This window comes from Candidatus Enterococcus huntleyi (assembly GCF_009933175.1).
Classification (GTDB): domain Bacteria; phylum Bacillota; class Bacilli; order Lactobacillales; family Enterococcaceae; genus Enterococcus_K; species Enterococcus_K huntleyi.
On record NZ_MAEJ01000008.1, the window covers coordinates 30,932 to 50,071 of the forward strand.

Annotated in this window: 14 protein-coding genes; 1 reads left to right on the plus strand and 13 read right to left on the minus strand. The window is 40.9% G+C overall.

Annotation, left to right across the window (positions count from 1 at the left end):
- Nucleotides 1–629 precede the first annotated feature (629 nt).
- The 4 genes from BAU15_RS15560 to BAU15_RS05495 all read right to left on the minus strand — a co-directional run bounded on the left by BAU15_RS15560 (nucleotide 630) and on the right by BAU15_RS05495 (nucleotide 5,882).
- A complete protein-coding gene (locus BAU15_RS15560; RefSeq protein ID WP_202622713.1) occupies nucleotides 630–1,583 on the minus strand; it encodes a hypothetical protein in 954 nt (317 codons plus the stop codon).
- 27 nt (nucleotides 1,584–1,610) lie between these two features.
- Nucleotides 1,611–2,324, minus strand: coding sequence for a trehalose operon repressor (treR, locus tag BAU15_RS05485; protein ID WP_161841739.1), 714 nt, complete (start codon nucleotides 2,322–2,324; stop codon nucleotides 1,611–1,613).
- Nucleotides 2,325–2,519: 195 nt separating this feature from the next.
- Nucleotides 2,520–3,170 (minus strand): beta-phosphoglucomutase, encoded by a 651-nt coding sequence (gene pgmB, locus BAU15_RS05490; protein ID WP_161841740.1) that lies wholly within the window; start codon nucleotides 3,168–3,170, stop codon nucleotides 2,520–2,522.
- A 3-nt stretch (nucleotides 3,171–3,173) separates the two neighbouring features.
- Nucleotides 3,174–5,882: a glycoside hydrolase family 65 protein gene (locus BAU15_RS05495; protein ID WP_161841884.1), complete on the minus strand. Its 2,709-nt coding sequence runs from the start codon at nucleotides 5,880–5,882 to the stop codon at nucleotides 3,174–3,176.
- A gap of 431 nt (nucleotides 5,883–6,313) precedes the next feature.
- On the opposite strand from BAU15_RS05495, the gene treP reads away from it, so the two are divergent.
- The gene (treP, locus tag BAU15_RS05500; RefSeq protein ID WP_161841741.1) at nucleotides 6,314–8,323 is read left to right on the plus strand and encodes a PTS system trehalose-specific EIIBC component; all 2,010 of its coding nucleotides are present in this window, start codon (nucleotides 6,314–6,316) and stop codon (nucleotides 8,321–8,323) included.
- A gap of 260 nt (nucleotides 8,324–8,583) precedes the next feature.
- On the opposite strand, the gene BAU15_RS05505 is transcribed toward treP, so the two are convergent.
- The 9 genes from BAU15_RS05505 to BAU15_RS05545 form a co-directional block, all read right to left on the minus strand.
- The gene (locus tag BAU15_RS05505; RefSeq protein ID WP_161841742.1) at nucleotides 8,584–8,931 is read right to left on the minus strand and encodes a DUF7006 family protein; all 348 of its coding nucleotides are present in this window, start codon (nucleotides 8,929–8,931) and stop codon (nucleotides 8,584–8,586) included.
- A gap of 249 nt (nucleotides 8,932–9,180) precedes the next feature.
- A complete protein-coding gene (gene lepB / locus BAU15_RS05510) occupies nucleotides 9,181–10,248 on the minus strand; it encodes a signal peptidase I (RefSeq protein ID WP_161841743.1) in 1,068 nt (355 codons plus the stop codon).
- A 3-nt stretch (nucleotides 10,249–10,251) separates the two neighbouring features.
- Complete coding sequence (gene lepB, locus BAU15_RS05515) at nucleotides 10,252–10,914, minus strand: signal peptidase I (protein ID WP_161841744.1); 663 nt, start codon at nucleotides 10,912–10,914, stop codon at nucleotides 10,252–10,254.
- A gap of 6 nt (nucleotides 10,915–10,920) precedes the next feature.
- Nucleotides 10,921–11,583, minus strand: a complete 663-nt coding sequence (locus BAU15_RS05520) for a zinc ribbon domain-containing protein (RefSeq protein ID WP_161841745.1) — start codon at nucleotides 11,581–11,583, stop codon at nucleotides 10,921–10,923.
- 49 nt (nucleotides 11,584–11,632) lie between these two features.
- Complete coding sequence (locus BAU15_RS05525) at nucleotides 11,633–12,799, minus strand: WxLIP family cell surface protein (protein ID WP_161841746.1); 1,167 nt, start codon at nucleotides 12,797–12,799, stop codon at nucleotides 11,633–11,635.
- A gap of 134 nt (nucleotides 12,800–12,933) precedes the next feature.
- On the minus strand, nucleotides 12,934–13,773 hold the full coding sequence (locus BAU15_RS05530) for a WxL domain-containing protein (RefSeq protein ID WP_161841747.1): 840 nt from the start codon (nucleotides 13,771–13,773) through the stop codon (nucleotides 12,934–12,936).
- A 33-nt stretch (nucleotides 13,774–13,806) separates the two neighbouring features.
- Nucleotides 13,807–14,607 (minus strand): WxL domain-containing protein, encoded by an 801-nt coding sequence (locus BAU15_RS05535; RefSeq protein WP_237580142.1) that lies wholly within the window; start codon nucleotides 14,605–14,607, stop codon nucleotides 13,807–13,809.
- Nucleotides 14,588–14,935: a hypothetical protein gene (locus BAU15_RS05540; protein WP_161841748.1), complete on the minus strand. Its 348-nt coding sequence runs from the start codon at nucleotides 14,933–14,935 to the stop codon at nucleotides 14,588–14,590. The genes BAU15_RS05535 and BAU15_RS05540 overlap by 20 nt, the downstream gene beginning before the upstream one ends.
- A gap of 15 nt (nucleotides 14,936–14,950) precedes the next feature.
- A complete protein-coding gene (locus tag BAU15_RS05545; protein ID WP_161841749.1) occupies nucleotides 14,951–18,700 on the minus strand; it encodes a pectate lyase-like adhesive domain-containing protein in 3,750 nt (1,249 codons plus the stop codon).
- Between the last annotated feature and the right edge of the window lie 440 nt (nucleotides 18,701–19,140).

A 19,140-nucleotide genomic window follows, 5' to 3' on the forward strand; every position in this document is an offset into this window, starting at 1 on the left:
GTTTTTTTACTTATAAGCGTACCAAACTAAGAATAGATTAGTCAATCCTAATTTAATTGTCACCATATTTTAATTTTCAATCGGACGATAAATGACCTCTTTTTCCCACTAGTCTTCATTCGCACACTTTTCATGGTGAAAAAAGATTGATTTAACAGCGAAACCCAGTATCCAATGGATTCTCGCAGTTTGAAGCACCTATAAAATCTTGTAAAACAGTGCGAATGAAGACTAGTGGACTATTTCTCGTTTCAAGTTAATTAACACTAATAGTACCGAATGTATTTTCATGGAAAATCTCAGCACAATCCCTTCTCTATACGGTTCTATGACTTTTATGAGTTCCAAAAATCACATTTTTTGAGTAATAAAGGACCTCTTTTTCCCCACTAGTCCTCATTCGCACACTTTTCATGGTGAAAAACGAGGTAAAAATGATGATTCTAGATGCAAAACCTAATAGGCAATGGAATCCTACTACTTTGTTCTCTGCTAAAATCCCAGAAAACAGTGCGAATGGCGACTAGTAGAAAAAGGTCCTCACATTTTGCGAGGACCTTCCTTTTTATTATTCATTTAAGTGAATAGCCATCTACACTTACAGTATGCTATCCAATTTTCTTGTTAGCTTATTTTTTAAATAATCTAGCCCACAACCCAGGTTTCTTTTCGACTTTTACAGCTGCTTCAGCTGTTTTATTCGAATTGGTCTCAGCAGTCGCTTTTGCACTGGTATCTGCTTGAGTTGTCTCAGTTTTTTCGTTCGATTCTGTCGCAGATGGCTCTTTTTCATTCGCCTCTGTTTTTGAAGCTGCCTCCACTTGTTTATCTGCGATTTCAGTGGTCTCGCCAGTTGTCGAACCTGATTCCTCATTTGAATCTTCAGTTGGTTCTTCACTCAACTCTGCCTTTTCATCTGAATCTACTTCAGTTTCTTTCACACTATCGTCAGTCGTTTCTTCAGTCACTTCGTTTTCAGTTGACTCGTCAGCTTTTGTTGCTTCCTCAGCTTGTTGATCTTCATCAGTTTTACTAGTCTCCGCGGATGAACTTTCCTCTTGCGGCGTTTCGACCGTTTCACTAGCCTTCGTTGCTACTACTTCACTTGCTTCTTTATCTTCTTTTTCTTCAGGCTTAGTTCCTTCTATTGAAAGTTGTTGGTTTGAAGAATGACCAACTTCTACAGGCGCTTTTAATTCTTTCACCTGTGTCTGCAACAATTCAATTTGCTTATTGGCATGTAAGGTCAATTGCTGTTGCTGATCCACTAATTTTTGTTGTGTTTTGAGCATCTCTTGTAGGTGTTCTATCTGTTCGTCCTTCTTCTCGATGATACCCTTTAGAAAATCATCGTTATGGACTGGGTAATCGCTAGGTACTTCACTAGGTGTTTCCCTAGGTACTGTTTCCGTTTCTACCTCGTTGAATTCCGAACGAATCGTTGTTACAGCAGTTTTTGTTAGGTAGGTAACATTTCCTTTTTTGTAGGTAAAATCGCTAGGTAATTTCCGTACACGGTATTTTACTTTATCTTTACTGACTCCCAGTTCGTCAGCGAGTTCTTTAATCGTTAAGTCAGACATAAATCTCTTCCTTCCATTTTTTCTTCATTAAACTTTTCTTCTGCGAGCGAATTCCACAAATCGAAACTTGTCTAAGCGGTGAATCGATTCAGTATATTCAAAGCAGCGTGTATCTTCCAAATAAACTAAACTTCGGATGACAACGACTGGTTCATTTTCTTTTAATTCCATTAATTCTTGGACCTCTTTACTGGCCGATTCCACTGTAATCTCTTTTTGTGCATAGGCAATTTCTAGTTGTAGATCATTTTCAAAATAATCATAAATCGAATCGGCTGCTCGTTCTTTAGGTAGCTTAGGAATGATTGACTTCACTAAATAATCTTTATCTAGAATAACAATTTCGCCGTCAATTTTCCGTTGACGTATCAATTGCCAAACAACTTCGTCCGTCGACCAACCAGTTAGCTCACTTAACTTTTTAGGGACAACCGTCTCTTCCAATGTATGTACAATTGTCTGACTAGGAATACCTTGAGTCTGTTGTAATTCTTTATAGCTTGTTAACCCAGAAATTGGGAAATCGAAGCGATTCAAATCTAGCACAATTGACCCTTTTCCTTGTTTTTTTTGAATATAACCAGCATTAGTTAATAAATTCAATGCTTTACGAATGGTTTCCCTAGAGACGCCATAAATCTTGATCAATTGATTTTCACTTGGCAGCAATGTCTGCGGTGGGTATTCATTTTCTAAAATCTTTCGTTCGAGGTCTAAAAAAATTTCATTAAACTTATTCATGACCGGCTCCTTATCTGATTGACTACCTACAAGTATAATCGTCTGCTTTTTTTAAATCAACCACTAGTCGCACAGAAATCCAGTCTTCTTCCAGTAAAAATCAAAGAAAAATAGGCAGACTTCTCTTTGAACAAGAAAATTCTACCTATCCGCCACTTATCTATCACACTAGCCACTGCTGATGTGAGTTACTCTTTATTTAGCTAATAATTCATCGACTGATAATTCATCTAATCGGCTGACTACTTGATCAGCACCTTCTAATACTTCCTCTGTCTGCACGCCAACTGCATACATGCCCGCCGCTTTGATGGCTACAATTCCAGCTGGTGCGTCTTCAAATCCGACTGCTTCACTTGGTTCAATCCCCAAATCTTTTGCAGCTCGAAGGAAGATTTCTGGGTCTGGCTTCCCTTTCTTTAACAAACTAGGATCAACAATCACCGAGAATTGCTCTTTAATTCCAAGTTTTTCTAAAATAAATGGTCCATTTTTTGAAGCTGAAGCAATTCCACATGGCACGTTTTTCGCTGCTGCTGCTTGAAGAAAAGCTTCTACGCCAGGTAGTAAATCTGCCGGTGTCAAATCTTGTAACAATTGGACGTACTCTGTGTTTTTCTTTTCGGCTAATGCCTCTTTTTCTGCAGTAGAATATTGCTTAGATTTTCCACCATACTCAAGAATCCGTTCTAGAGAATCAATCCGACTGATGCCTTTCAATTGTTCGTTAAATTTCAAATCAATCGAAATGCCTAACTCATCTGCTAGCTGTTTCCAAGCCACGTAATGATATTTAGCCGTATCCGTAATCACACCATCTAAATCAAAAATAAACCCTTTTTTCATCTACTATTCTCCTAATCTGATTTCCATTTTTTTATTCGGTACAAGTTGAATGACCTGATCGTCGACCGTCATCTCAACTGCTTCACTTGCTTCTATTATAAGTTGTGTGTGCGAGACAGTAAATGAAAAATGAATGCCTCTAATTGTCAACTTGAACGATAACTCTTGCCACTGCTCAGGTAAACGAGGTTGCATGTGAATTCGTTCTTGTCTAATATCAATGCCCGCAAAGGTCGTCAGAGTGATAAATAAAGTAGCCGCCATCACGCCTGCATGAATCCCTTCGGCAGTCGTCCCTCCTTGAATATCTCGGTAATCAGACTGTAACGCTTCTTGGTACAACTGCCAAGCAAGCGACCGATCACCGACGATCGACGCCAGCTGTGCATGAACAATTCGTGAAAGTGTCGAACCATGAGAAGTCCGAGCCAGATAGTACGCTAGATTCTCTTCCAAATAATCTTCAGGCAATTGATAATTCATATCCTTTAGAAGCTGATCAACCCGTGTTTTATGCAAATTATAGAAAATCATCAGGCTATCGGCTTGCTTAGCCACCTTAAATTCATCCGCTGAGCGACCCTCTGCTTGCAAAATCCGATCCATTCGATAGATATTGCCATATTTTTCTTTGTAATAGGTCCAATCAACTTCTTCTAAATCAAAATAGCCTTCAAATTGAGCAATAATCCCTTCCGAATTAATTTCCAAATGCAGGGCATGTTTTATTTGTTCCATTTGCTTACGCTGTTCCTCAGTCAAAGCGACCTTCTCTTGAATAGCTGATAAAACAGACGGTTGATAGGTTTGATAAATTTTTTCGATTTCTTCGAACAACCACACCACCATCATATTGGTATAGGCATTGTCCGTTAATCCGCCTGTCTGACTGTCTGGGTAGGCTTCATGAAATTCGTCAGGCCCCATTACACCAGCAATCGAATAACGCCCCGTCTCCTGATTAAAGTCTGTTTTACTTAGCCAAAACTTAGCGATTTCTAGCAACAGCTCAATCCCATACTTTTCCATAAATTCATGGTCATTAGTATTGTGAGTATATAGCCAAACATTATAGGCAATTGCCAGTGAAACGTGGCGCTGCAAACGACTATGATCTTCACTCCATTCCCCACTAATTGGGTTCAAATGCAGTTCTTGTGACTGCTCAGTTCCATCAAGTCCTGATTGCCACGGATACATTGCTCCTTCATAGCCGACCTCTTTTGCCGCTTGTTTCGCAGTATCCAATCGTTGATAGCGATACATTAATAATTGTCGCGCCGTTTCCGGAAAATGAATAATGTAAAATGGTAAGATAAACAACTCATCCCAGAAAATGTGTCCGCGATATGCCTCACCATGTAACCCCCGCGCCGTAATCGAGGCATCCAACTGATGATTCCCCACTGGAGAACCAGAGACTAATAAGTGATACGTATGCAGGTGTAGCATTTTTTCAGACAAACGATCGCCAGCCAGACTAATCTCTGCTCGTTGCCACAATTTTGCCCAAGACTCACTAGAGGCACGCGTGATTTCTTCAAATGTTCCAGCTGGTGGATTGGCCTCCATACTTGATATTTCAGAATTTAGCGTATCATTTGAACGAGCCTTAGCACGCGCTTTTTCTGAGTAAACAGAAACGATCTTCTCCACCTTGATTGATTGTCCTTTTGTCACAGCGACGGGAATTATCTGACGCACCTTGGTATCGGTTTGTTCACTAGTCATATGCTCAAATGAAATAGCGTCACTCTTTAATTCTGCTTGCTGACAAATTAGTATATTCGATTGGCGAGTTTGCGCAAGTAAGCGGCTTTTAGTCCCTTCAGACCCAATTTCCAGCACCTCTAAATGATGATGCGTTAAGCTACGGTACCGCGCAACATTGTAATTATAAACGCCGCCATCTGCTTCACTAATTAATTCAATCTCACCCGAGAAATTCAATGGTGTTACTTGATAAGATAACGCGTAGAGATGTCTGTCGGCCATACTAACCACTTTTTTGGCGACTACTTCAACTTCTTTTCCACTAGCTGTTTTAAAATGAGTCGTACTCGTAAATAATCCTGTCCGCATATCAAGTGTTCGTTCAAAATAGCCAACTTGTTCTTCAGTAAAAAGCAACTCTTCCCCATCAATTTTTACAGTCAAGCCTTGCATATTAGGGGCATTGACGAAATCTTCGTTCTTAATTTCTTTGCCAGCAACCTCCGAAACAGCTGTATTATATAACCCAGCTAAATAAGTAGCAGGATAATGATCCTCGCTAATCCGCATCTCGGGCGTCGTTCCTCTTAATCCGATAAAGCCGTTTCCGACAGTCAATAGAGATTCCGCTGCATACTCGTCTTTCCCTGGTTGATAGCCATAATAACGAAGAAGCCAACCCATCTTTTCTTTTTCTTGCTCAAGCGCCTCTGCTTCTGATGTCGTCACTTCACTATCGAAGATAACCGGACAATTCCACGCTTCACCCAATGCCTGACGAAAACTCTGCACTGCGTCTTCAAACACGATTCCCTTTGGACTTTCTAAGTGTTTTTCTGTTTCAGTCAGGATCATTCCACTTGTCGCTTGAGGGAATTTTTCCGCAATCTCTTCTGCCAATTGTCTAACATCTATCTGGGTGTACGTCCCTGCCCAGCGCAACTCCTTCTTCTCGTCGCTTATTATCAGTTCATCTTTCACTCGCTTAATCGTTAGCATTTTTCGACACCCTTTCACTTGTCTATACATGTTACCATGAGTATAAATGATAGTGAAAGCTTTTTCAATAAAAACAAGTAATTTATTTTTTTCGCACCTAGATAAATCTCTAATAGAAAATTGGCCTTCTCTTTTATTTCCGCCTATTTAGCCCCTCCAAAACAGGACGATTCTTTTTTCTATTTTTTTAATTAGGCGTACTTTTCCCTGATTACTGAATCCATCTTTCCACTGAAGTATTCATTCACTCCCAATACTCATTTAATTTTCAAGCGAATTTTTGCCGTTCATTTTATAGAAGGAAACTTTTACAACTAGAAAAGATCGAAAAAAATATATTAAAACGCTTGCATTTTTTCTTGTTCAAAGGTATGATGAAAACGAATTAACAAACTTGTATACACAAGTTAAAAAGAAAGGGGTACAAAACTATGGGTAAGTATCAAGCAGATGCTGAGAAGCTTCTAAAAGAAGTCGGTGGCAAAGAAAATATTGCAGCAGTCAGTCACTGTGCGACAAGAATGCGTTTTGTTCTTAATGACCACAGTAAAGCCAACGAAGCCGCTATTGAAGATATTCCTAGCGTGAAGGGAATGTTTACCAATGCTGGACAATTTCAAGTCATTATTGGGAATGATGTTTCCGTATTTTACAATGATTTCGTTGCTGTTTCTGGTGTTGAGGGTGTTTCGAAGGATCAAAGTAAAGCCTTGGCCAAACAAAATCTGAATCCCGTTCAGCGAGCAATTGCTGTCCTAGCAGAAATTTTCACACCACTAATTCCAGCTATCATTGTGGGTGGGTTAATTCTCGGTTTTCGAAATGTTTTAGAGGGGATTCAATTTGACGGCTCAACAATTGTTGAAAAATCAGTCTTTTGGAATGGAGTCAATGGTTTCTTATGGCTACCTGGTGAAGCAATTTTCCATTTCTTACCTGTCGGAATTACTTGGAGTATTGCCAAGAAGATGGGGACAACACAAATTTTAGGAATTATTTTAGGGATTACTTTAGTTTCACCGCAATTATTAAATGCGTATAGTGTTGCACAGACGGCAGCGGCTGACATCCCGTTTTGGGACTTTGGCTTTGCTCAAGTTCAAATGATTGGTTACCAAGCACAAGTAATTCCCGCTATGTTAGCTGGGTTCTTACTGGCTTATCTGGAAATCTTCTTCCGTAAGATTATTCCGCAAGCCATCTCGATGATTTTCGTGCCTTTGTTCTCTTTGATACCGACAATCATTGCTGCCCATGTTATTTTAGGCCCGATTGGTTGGGTCATCGGTAGCTGGATTTCATCTATCGTAAATGCTGGCTTAACTTCTTCGGTGAACTGGCTGTTCAGTGCTGTTTTTGGTTTCCTGTATGCACCATTAGTAATTACCGGACTCCATCATATGACCAATGCCATTGATATGCAGCTAGTTGCTGACTTTGGCACAACCAACCTATGGCCGATGATTGCACTATCTAATATTGCTCAAGGTTCTGCTGTATTAGCTGTAATTTTCTTACACAGAGGCAATGAAAAAGAAGAACAAGTTTCTATTCCAGCGATGATTTCTTGTTATCTAGGCGTGACAGAACCCGCAATGTTCGGGATTAACTTGAAGTATATTTATCCCTTTGTCGCAGCTATGATAGGTTCTGGAATTGCTGGTATGTTCTCAACATTAATGGGTGTTCGTGCCAACGCAATTGGAGTTGGTGGCTTACCTGGCCTTCTGGCAATCAACACAAAAATTGGTGGCGGCTGGCTAGCTTACATTATAGCTATGGTGATAGCTGTCGTTGTTCCAATTATCTTAACAATTATTTTCAGACGTCAAGGAATTTTAAACAAACTAGATCCAGTCGGAGCAAATGGTGGCGCCTTATATGCCGCAGATACAGCACCCGAACTAGCTTCAGCTGCTGCAGGTGTTGGCTCAACTAACGCAACAAATATGACGGGAGCAACAGCTTCAGCTACTCAAATCAAAACAGAAATGTATTTTTCACCAGCTGATGGTACTATTCTGCCAATCACAGATGTGAAAGATCCAGTCTTTTCACAAAAAATGATGGGTGATGGCTATGCTGTGCAGCCAACAAATCCTTCTATCTACTCACCTGTTGAGGGTCAGATTACTAATATTTTTGACACCAAACATGCGATTGGTATTTTGACTCCGAATGGCGTAGAAGTGCTTGTCCATATGGGCTTAGATACTGTTGAGCTCAAAGGAGAGCCTTTCCACGTACATGTCAAAGTGAACCAATCAGTGACACCTGATACCTTGTTGGCAGACATGAACATTGAGCAGATTAAACAAGCTGGAAAAGAAACGGATATTATCGTCGCTTTAACCAACGATGATCGTGTTCAAGACTTCAAGCTCACAGCTTCTGGCTCAGTCACACATGCGCAACAGATTGGTGAAGCTGACGTAAAATAATTTCACGTAACCCAGCACCAACTCGTGCATTAAAAAAATACTATAAAAATAACAACAGGCAACCAGCCTTTATCCGGCTGGTTGCCTGTTGTTATTCACTTATTCTATGTGTTGTCTAGGCACTTTTCATCATGAAAAACACCTTTCAGCTCATAATCAATCGGTTTTATCTAGCTATTTTAATTTCCACGTCTATCTCGGTATCCATTTCGTTAGCCCTATCCGATTGCTTTTGCCTTTGACGTTTCGCTTGTTACCTATTACACATATCTAGCCATTTGAAAAAGTGAGACAGGTGCTTTCTCGTTTAATTTGTAACCAAACTGTTCTTTTGCGAAGGTTTTATAGCCACTCTCAGCTATCTCCATCACCTTTTCTTCAGCCAGTATGCCTTTTAAATCAAGAATAATCTGCAGCTGGGCATCATATCCTTGTAATTTACCGATACTCCACAAGGCATTTTGTTCAGATATCTCTTGAATGATTGTCTCAATCGATGTACAAATTTCCTGCATTCTCCCAGCAATTTTGGGATATTTTTGTTGAAAATGCTCTTCCTTGTAGATAGCTTCGAAGTGATGTATGTAGTCTGAGTGATTTATTTCCATTTTCTCTCCTCCTATCCAACAATAATAAACAGATTTCCCCTACAGCTATTGTCTGCGCAAACAGTTCTGTCTTTGCCGAAGACATCCTCTGCAATTATTCCTAGCTATAATTTTTAATTAATCAAATGAATGACTCAATTTGCCTTGTTTTCTTAAAGGTTTACTGAAATCACTAGCCAGAAAAACTGATCTAAACTAGTGATCTGTCAGCGCCTTTGAAATTTTTTTCTGTTGTTTTACTTTACCTAACTAATAGACTTTTCCAACCACTATCTCACGACTGACAAAGCCAAAATTCCGACTGTCCACCGACTGTTCATAATTATCTCCCAGTACAAAGTAGCTGTCAGACGGGATTGTACTAAATCCTTGAATTCCTTTTAAATCCTCCATCTTCAGCTCAACGGTGATCGTCCCACTAGGCAATTGCCCATCTGAAGGATTAATGGTTGTCGCAGCTTTAATGTAAGGATTAATATATAATGTGTTGCCAGACAACCAAATTGCATCCCCTGGCATACCAACAATCCGTTTTACATACGTCTCATCTGTATTTTTCAGCTGAAACATCACCAATTCTCCTCTTTTAAGATTCTTGGTTTTCTCTGTAAATACAATCTCTTGATCCTTTAATGTCGGACTCATAGACTGTCCTTCAATCCGATGTATTCGAATTTTAAAGAGGGCAAATACTAACACCATTAGACCGATAGTCAGCAAGGCACTTTCATAGATACGCTTGACCAATTGTTTGCGTCTACGTTTCTTTTTCTGCTCTTCTAAAAAAGCTGCTTTGCGTTTTTCATAAGCCGCTTGTTCAGCAGGTGTTCTTTTTTTTCGTTTCTTTTTCGGCGCAGCTGTTTGTCCGGCTGATCCCTCAGCAGACACTTCTGAGCGTTTCTTGCCTTTTTTTCTCACTGATTCTTTTTTTCTAGCTGGCCCTTTTTGTAAAGGTGGCTCTTCTTTAGGCCGTGCTGCACTAGCAAGCATGTTTGTCGCGTGTGTTATACTCTGTGAAGGGTGTTGTTTTTCTAAATGAGTGCTTTTTTTACGAGGTCCATCTGACGAGTTCATTTGCGGGTTTAATGGCGGGTTCTGCGGTGATTTCTGTGTATAAGTGTCTGCCAATTCAGTAGTAGGTAAATGATTGGTTGACTTCCCCAGTGGATTCACCTTTTCAGTATTGTTCATCTCTTTATTCGTAAACGTTTCTTTGTCTAAATTAAGCACAGAGTCTGCAGGAGTAGACAATGTTTTTGCTGTCTTATTTAAAGACTGACCTTCTTTTTTTGAACGGAATTTCTTCTCTAAATCCATTTGCTACTCCCCCTCCGACTCTCGCATACTGATAACACCGATTACCTGATCTTCTGCTACTGGGCCAAAATATCGGCTGTCTGTCGCATAGGATCGGTTATCGCCTAATACATAATAGGTATTCTTCGGCACCGACTGGATGCCTTCAACTTCTTGTCCCGAAAACTCGCCAAGCTTTGTGGCCTCTTCTGTTGGGACAGATTCCTTCGTCAAATAAAACTCGACTCGCTCTTCATCATTCACATACAGCTTGCCTTGACGTAGCTCAACTTTCTCCCCCGGTAAGCCAATCACCCGTCGCACAATCACATCACCCTTCACTGTCCGAAAAGCGATTAATTGATAACGAGTGACCGGTTGGCGGCGATTGACAATCACTACATCTCCGTCATCTAAGGTAGGCAACATACTATATCCATATACCTTAGTGACTGAGAAAAAGTAGAAAAAGACAATCGCCATAAAGAACAAACCGCTACCGATTGACACCAGCGCCATCCGAATCGTGCGCTTTCTCGCCTGCTTGCGCCGTTGTTCCATCAACCAACGCTTCTTACGCAGACGCCGTGCTCGTTCTTTTCTGGCTCGTAGTTGTTTCGATGTGTGCGCGCTTTTTTTTACATGTGTGTGCTTTTTTTTAGGAACTCTTTGACGTTCTTCCTGCATAAACGATCACTCTCGTTTCGATAATGCGTCTTCTTTCAAGCCGAAATGCTTCGTGACTTCTTTCTGAATCGTTAAGATGCCTGATAGATCGTCGACATAATTCTGACGTCTCTCTTCATCCTCCAGTATTTGGATCAGATCTGCAGAAATATTCAAGCCAAATTCTTTCATCTTTTTGTAATAGCGATTTAATATCCGCTGCCCCTGCACATTGATTCGGCCATCGGCACGTTTACTTCCGAAACTCGCCATTCGGCCAGAAAGTTCAGTAATATTGGTCCGTGCGCGACTCGGATCTTCTTCAATCAAGGCCAGCTGTCCTTGCATCTCGCTCGTCAAATAATACCCTGAGACAATCGCTGACGTATCGTCTTTTGAAAGAGCTGTGGATTGATAATAACGACCACCAAAGCCACCAGCTACCAACAAAATGCCAATCAAAAACAAGGAAATGGCCGTGGTCCGCTGTTTCTTGCGCGCCAGTCTCAGTTGTTTGATTTTGCGCATCCATAGACGCTTTTTCTTCTTTCTTTTTGGTGGTGTCATAGCCAACAAACGCTGGATTTCTTTTTTCGTCCCAAAAATTCGAATGAAAAAGACCATGCCAAAGACCCCACATAAAATCGAAATACTGATACAAGCAATAAATAACCAATCGATAATGCTCATATTCTTCCCCTCATTTTCTTGTTCTGATTTTTAGGAATGACGGTTACGGTCATTTTTCCTCAGGCTCTTTTGTACTCCGCGTTGGGCGTTTCTTCCCGTTACCTGTTTCTTTTTTACTCGCTGATTTTTGCGCTTTTCGCTGACGTTTGCGCGCTTCTGCTAGTTTCTGTTGTTTCTTCTTATTCATGAGACGGATCCCCACGAATAGACCAACAGCGACGACAACACCGGCACCAACGATCATAGCGATCAAGGTCCAATCAATCCCGCGTTCTTGAATCACGCCGACATCTTCTTGGTTAAACTTATCTGCTTCTTCTTTGGTAATGGTGAACTCTTCGGTCCATTCCCATTTCTTTTCCCCAATCGTTGCGACGACTTTCGCCCGGTAATCGCCGGCTTTCATTTCGTCACCTTCCATACTTACTGGAATCGTAATTTGAGAATTTGGTGCCATGTTCATCCCGCTTTGTTTCTTATCATATAAGACTTCATCGGAATCCTTGCCAAAGATTTGTGCTTCAACACTCATATCAGCGACAAAAATGGCGTTAATATTTGAATAATTAATAAAGATTGACCCGCGATAGTTACTTAACCCCGCGTAAACCTTGTTCATTTTCAATTCAGGTACAACAGGTGTACTACTTTCTTTTAGTAACACCCCAATCAAGTTGGCATAGCGGTTAATAATTGTCGCGTTCGGATCGACTTCCCCTTGATCCTTCGAGATCATGCGGATTCCTCCTGCAATCACGCCATCATAGGCAACATCGGGCATCGTGATTTCGACAGGAATCTCTTCTTCACTTTTTGCTGGCACGGTAATTTCTGCCGGCACTTTGACGATATCGACAAAGTCATACTTCAATGACGCATCTTTTTCCACTAGACTTGGTCCCCATTCAAGGACACCCGCTGAGTTGGTTTTCGTACTATTCAGCTCAAGCGATAAGGTCATGGGTTTATCAGACGTATTTTTAATTTTAATCTTGACCGTTTGTTTTTGACCCGGCGTCATCTTCAGATCCAGTCCACCACTCTCACTAATCTGGTTCTCTGGATGCATCACTTGGTATTCAAAACCGGCTGGGCTTTGCCCTTCGGTGCTACTGGCTGTTTCTGCTGCTTTCTCCTCTCCTACCCCATATGCAACACTGGGTACTAAGAATAAGCCACAAGCGATCATGACGATCATGAGTATTTTTTTCTTCATATAAGTCCTCCTCTTTTCATCATAGATTAAGACACAAAAGCTGCCTGATTTTGTCTCTCAACCTACTATGAATAAATAGGGTACAGGATTTCTCCTGTACCAACTATTTTTTCATTTACTTAGTTAAGTAATAATTATACTTCTGGTGTTGTTGCTGGAATTTCAGCGATTGTCCAAGTGATTTCAGCTTGGTAAGTGTTCGCTGTTAATTGAGCAGTTGCTGGAATAGTTAATTTAACTGATTCTTCAGATTGAGTTTTACCTTCTGCTGCTCCAGGAGTAGCTAGGTCACCAAATTTGATATCGAATACGCCGAAACCTTTTTCGCCAGTAGTAGATAATACTTCTACTGAATCACCAGCTGCCTCTGCAGAAACTGTTCCAGTTTGAGCATTTGGAGCTAATACGAAGCTTGATTTAAGAGTTGTGTTCGCTGAGTCAATCTCTGGTAAGTTCGCTGCGTTACCTTCAGTTGTTACTAATTTAGCGTTATCGAAGCTTAAAGTAGCTGCTTTAAGTACTAAGCTTTCATCTGTAGTTGCAGTGAATTGTTTAGTTAACTGAGCGCTAACAGTGTAGTCATGGTTTTTAACACCACGGATATCACGGAATTTTACAAAGTTTTCTGTTGTTACAGGATTATTTGCTGTATCAGTTGTTGTAAAGTTTTTCGCGTTATACACTAATTCTTTTGTGAAACCTTCAATATTGTGCTCATCGAAGTTTAAAGGTGTAGCCGCGATCATCATTAACGGGCTATAGTCTTCAGGTGTTCCTGGTTCAGTAATAACTGGACCTTCTTCTCCTGGAGGAGTTACGATTGGTTCTTCGTTACCTTGTTTAAAAGTTACTGAACCTGTACCTGTTACTGGTACTGGTCCTGCTACAGGTGCTGCTGAAGCGCCTACTGGTAATAATACTGCTGAGCTTACTAATGCTAGTAAAGCTGCTGAACATAGTGTTCTTGTTTTCATTTTTTGTTTCCTCCTAGTATGTATAAAAAATATTTATGGTAGCTCGGACAATGTCCAAGTTAACACCGTTTGGTAGGGTACTGCTTTTTTCTCTGTTTTTCCTGGTACGAGTAAGGAAACAGAATTATTTACGTATACATCCTGTTTATAGACGGGATCCGTCACGGGCTTCTTATCCACAAGCATTTGTTCCAATGAAGGTTTCATGGACAGCTTGTTTGTTTCAGAAGCACCAAATGAAATCAACCATGTGCCTTCACCAGCGCCGGGTTTTGCCGTCGCTAGATCATAGGTCGTACCTGGCATCATTTCAATCACATCTTTTTGGACCTCCGGCTTACCCGTTGATTGGTTCGCTGAGTTGGCCCATGAATGGTTGAGTGAAATCACTGCCCCATTCAAGATGATGTTTTTATCCTCTGGATTACGAAATTGGTAATCTTGAGAGAGCTGTAAGGTCCAGCCTTTGCCTGTTCCTCTGAAATCACTGACTTGGACGTAATTCGCCCGCGCCGGTGTTCCATCATGGAACAATTGCGCTTTCGCTGGATACACCTGATCCTCTGAAGAAACTACCTGTTGGTTAAAGTCCAAGGTCGGTACATAATCAATCCGTAACGATTTGCCGGTTGTTTCACTTTCACCAGGGTCAACAATCTTTCCAGGATTTTCTGGATCGACCTTTTCCCAATCATATTCACCGGTGAACTTGATTGTTCCGTTATTCGAAACGTCTGACGTAGCCGAAGCACTCTGACTTGCCAGAGCCAGGGGACCCACTACCATCAAGGTAAGTGAAGTAAGTAAGAACGATTTAAGAGACATGTTCTTCATTCTTTTGGTCCTCCTGACTTTTTCGTTTAAAGATTAGGAAATAACACCCTATAAATAGGAGCGCTACCCCACTAATCCAGAGACTTTTGGTGACTAACTCCCCGGTTTTAGGGAAGGTTTTACCGGTACCTGGCGTTTTGGGCGTTGGCTTTTTCACGCCAGGTGTGACTACACCAGGTTTCTTACTTCCTTCAACGAAAGTAATCGTTCCCTGGCTTTTTACCGAGCCGCCGTCCTTCTCATTAGCATAGCTAACATCTGTAAACAAGAGCGTTGAAAAAGAACAGAGCACGATAACTAGCATAGCGCTAGCTAATTTTTTCATCATTTCAGCACTCCTTCTTTATTCGCCTGGTAAAATATTGGCCGCAGCTGGTAATGGCGTATTTTCGATATTCCATTCCAAGACTGCTTGATATTTACCGACGCTCTCTACTTTTCCAGCAGGGACGTATAACTCAAATCCATCAGTGGTCGCTGTATCTGTCCAACCTTCACTTAAGTTATATAAGCCTTCAGCATCTGGTGCTTTATAGTCGTTACCGACTAAAGGCATCGCTTGATTCGTTAATGTAGTCGTTTTATCGCCTTTGACAAAGCGAATTGCGTCTCTTAACACATCTGTGCCAAGGTCGCCATTCTCATCGACTAAGGTCAATTCTTGCGTTAATTTCACGGTGATATGCCATGGATCTTGACGATTGGCTGCACGCGTGTCCTCAACGACCAACGGATTACTATACGTAGGCGTCGTCACATGTGTCGCTTTCTCATTGATTTCTCGAATATCAAAATCAATTTTTTCTGGTGCAGAGACTAAACTCAAAGTACCGTAAACGGCACCACCAGGGTTCGGGATTGCTCGACTTGTGCTAACTTCATACGTTTGGTACGTTGGATTTTCAACAAAACCAGGGACAAAAGTTCCAGCTTCTCTCGGGGTAAACCCGATCGCTTTGGCACTGTTGTAAATGATTTCACCGACAGCATTCCGTTTAACTTTGGCTTTAAAGGTCACGGTTTTTTCTGCCTGTGACACTAAATCGCCTAGGTCAATCGTCAGTTTGCGGGTTTCTTCATCATACGTGAAGGTTGTATCGGCAGGAGTAATTCCCGCTGTTTCAACACTTGTCGCATCGAATTCTAGATGTTCATCCAGAATATCTTCGATTTTGACATCTTTCCACGTTGTTTTGAATATCGCATTTTTCGTGTTTTTGACTTTCAAGGTATAAATCAAGGTATCGCCAACTTGTGTCGTTGTCGCCCCACCTTCAACAACCACTGATTTATTGATGGTTGCGGAATTTGGTAAGACATCTTCCACTGTGTAAGTAATAGCTTTCTTGAATGTCGCATCACGATATTTAACATCTGTATCTCCTGGATTTCGGTTACCCGTTTTGATGCGCGTTTTTTCTAGACCTGTTTGATCGAAATCAGCAGGTAAGGTTGAACGGTCTTCAAAATAAATCGTCACGCGATCACCAATTTCTAGATAACGAGGCAAGTTGTATTCCCACATGCCAAACTCATCGACATAGTCAGCGAACAAGAGTCCACCACCTTCAATCGTCACGCGAACCATGGCACCTTTCTCAGCGCCAATACCAGAGATTTGCTTAGTCGCATTGGTAATTTTGTTACCAACGATCCCTTTTGGTTCTGGCGGCGTAACATCAAGAACAGTTGTAGCATCAATCTCCTCTTGAACCCACGGACCACGTTTCGCTGAAGCAGTAATTTGTTTCCCTGCTACGTTAAATCGAGTATCCGTGACTTTCGCATAACCATCTGCATCAGTAGGTACAACACGTTTTACACCATATGTATCCACAAATGTGACTTCCGCTTGGCCTTCTGAAGCATAGACTGGAACTAAAACTGCATTCCCAAATTCATCAAAGTCATCAGCAGGCGTGTACCCGATAAGTACGCGAACGCCATAGGTTTTATCGGCATCCGTTACAGGAATCCATTCCGTTTGCGGCGCTACATTCATTCCGGCAATCCGTCTGAAGCCATTGTATTTAATAGTCCTCAAGACATTCAATAAATCAGAATTCGTTGAGCTTGGTGTTTGACCAGTGAACTTCATATTAGGAACTCTCTCATACGTATAATCCGATGGTCCCATTACATGACTCGTATTCTTCCACAGGTCGATATCAGAAGAAATAATCTCAAACGTACCTGAAGATGCACTTATATCTATGGCTCTACTTCGGAAATCCTTATCAGCATTTCTATTTCGGATATCAAATATTTTCGGCGAATCAAGCAAGAACTTGTTCCCAGTCATATTATTGAGATAGCCATTCATTTCTATAATCCCTTGACCAAACACTTGTAATGGGATATCTGTACCCTCAACTTGTCCAGCAATAAAGATACTTGATCCTGGTTCTCCTATAAATGATGAATTACTCGCATAATAATTGACTACCGAAGCACCACCTCGGCTTAACAAGTTGACAGTCGAGCCTTTTTTAGCAACAAACTTAGACCCATTATCGTCAAAACGAACCGCATTTCCTGTCATATTCGCGTTGAACGTTGCGTTCTCGCCAATAGTCATTGTTCCATAATGATGGTAAATAGCTGGGAAAATATACCCGGCACTTGTATTTCGATTATAGACAAAGGAGTTCTCTCCGACTGTATATTCTTTCGTTCCACCAGTATCAGCAGCATCAGCTAGATGTTGATACCATAGCGTCGAATAGTCGTAGTGAGTACATGTATTCAACCAGAAGGTACCTGGCTCAATCACAACACTTCCTGCGTAAAAGTTTTCTGCGATAGTTGGCATGTCATTATGACCATACATAGTTACTTCACCAGAATACGCACGGGCTAAACGGGCAACTCCACGAGCAGTCATTGGATCATGAACCGTCCGGATATTTCCAAATCGATAGTACCAATCCTGACCAGAATCTTCATTAATCCCATCACCCGTTACAAATGACCATGAGCCTGGTGCTTCAGGAACTGACCCCCCTATCCAACCAGATACAGTACTTGTACTACCAACAGCGTTTGTTCCTTGAATAGCAACCACATCATGCATATGGAAAAATGCGCGACTTCTGCCGTTTTCAGTAAACGAATTAGGTCTGAGGTTTGTTCTCAAGTTATGACCACGCGCTAAGTACAAAGCATACCCTTGTCCATCAATTTCAATCGATTTTTGTCGCTCATCCAATCTTGACGAAAGAGAAGTACCAGGATCGGTAATGTGTCCTTGCATCACGATTTTTGTCGTCGTTTGATCATTGTAGGCAGCGTAAAACTGCGCCCACGTCGATACATATTTGACATTCGCATTCGGATTAAAATTCCCGTGCTTCGCATTCGCTGCTGCAATCTCTGCAGCAGTTGCCGGAATAAAGCTACCTTCCGTCGCTTGCGCATAGATAGATGCTTGCGTATCAGGTTTCGTATTATCTAGAAGCTTGTTAAGATGATCCGTAATCGTTGGTGTAATCAATGGATACTGACTTTCAACCACTTCAGACTCTTCAGTCTTTTCAGTTTCCTTCGTCTCACTAGTAGACTCAGAAGCTGTTGAACTTTCGCTCGATGTTTCTTTTGTTGCTTTTGTTTCCTTTGTATCTTCTGCTGCCTTTTCCTCTTTCAAAGTCGCTACTTTGTTTTCCCCAGAGTTAAGGACTGCTTCTGCCTCAGAAAAATCATCAGATTGAACAGGAATTAAACCTTCACTCACTTTTTCAGAAAATGTAAATTTAACTCTTTCAGCATCCTTTGTTTCTTTGACTTCAAAATCTGTAAATCCTTCTACGACTTCTACATCTTCTTCGCTAGATGTTGTTTCTGAACTATCTGTTTCTTCTTCTGCTGCAAAATCCCCCATGACTTGCATCCCTTTTAAATCTAATGTGTATTGTTCATCGGCATCCGTTACCTTGACTTTCAAAGCTTTTCCAGCATCGGTTTCTACGAGAGATAACTGATACGGTTCTTCTTTGGCCTGTAAAGGCTGAATCCCTTTGATAATAGCTCCCCCAATTAAAGCTACAACAACCAACATAACGATTTTCAAATAATTATTTAGTGCATTCTTTTTCATTTTCTCACCTCCTCTCAAGTAGAAATTTCCTACTCAATGTTGCTTCTATAGATCAAACACTAACATCAGCTAGCTTTTAATCAACTAGAATAACTAGGGTTATATTTATGTGGAAAATAAATACATGAATGAAAACTCCTATTCATGTATATTAGGCATAATGCATTCAATTAGAACATCTCTGAATTCTCGATACAAATCTGTCTTTTAAATTAAATGGGTCGTACTTTGCTGTTAGGCATTCTAAATTTTTAAGTACCTCTCGCAAATTCGACTTTTTTAGCGCTCGCTAAATTTGCTTTTCTGTACTATTTTTCAAGTTTTTCTTATGTATTGCTCACGCTTATCTACCAAGGTGCTAGCATTTCTAGCCTATTTCTAAGCCCACTCTCGCAACCTCTTCTATGTATCGTCAGTTATTTATTGAAACAAATCATTTG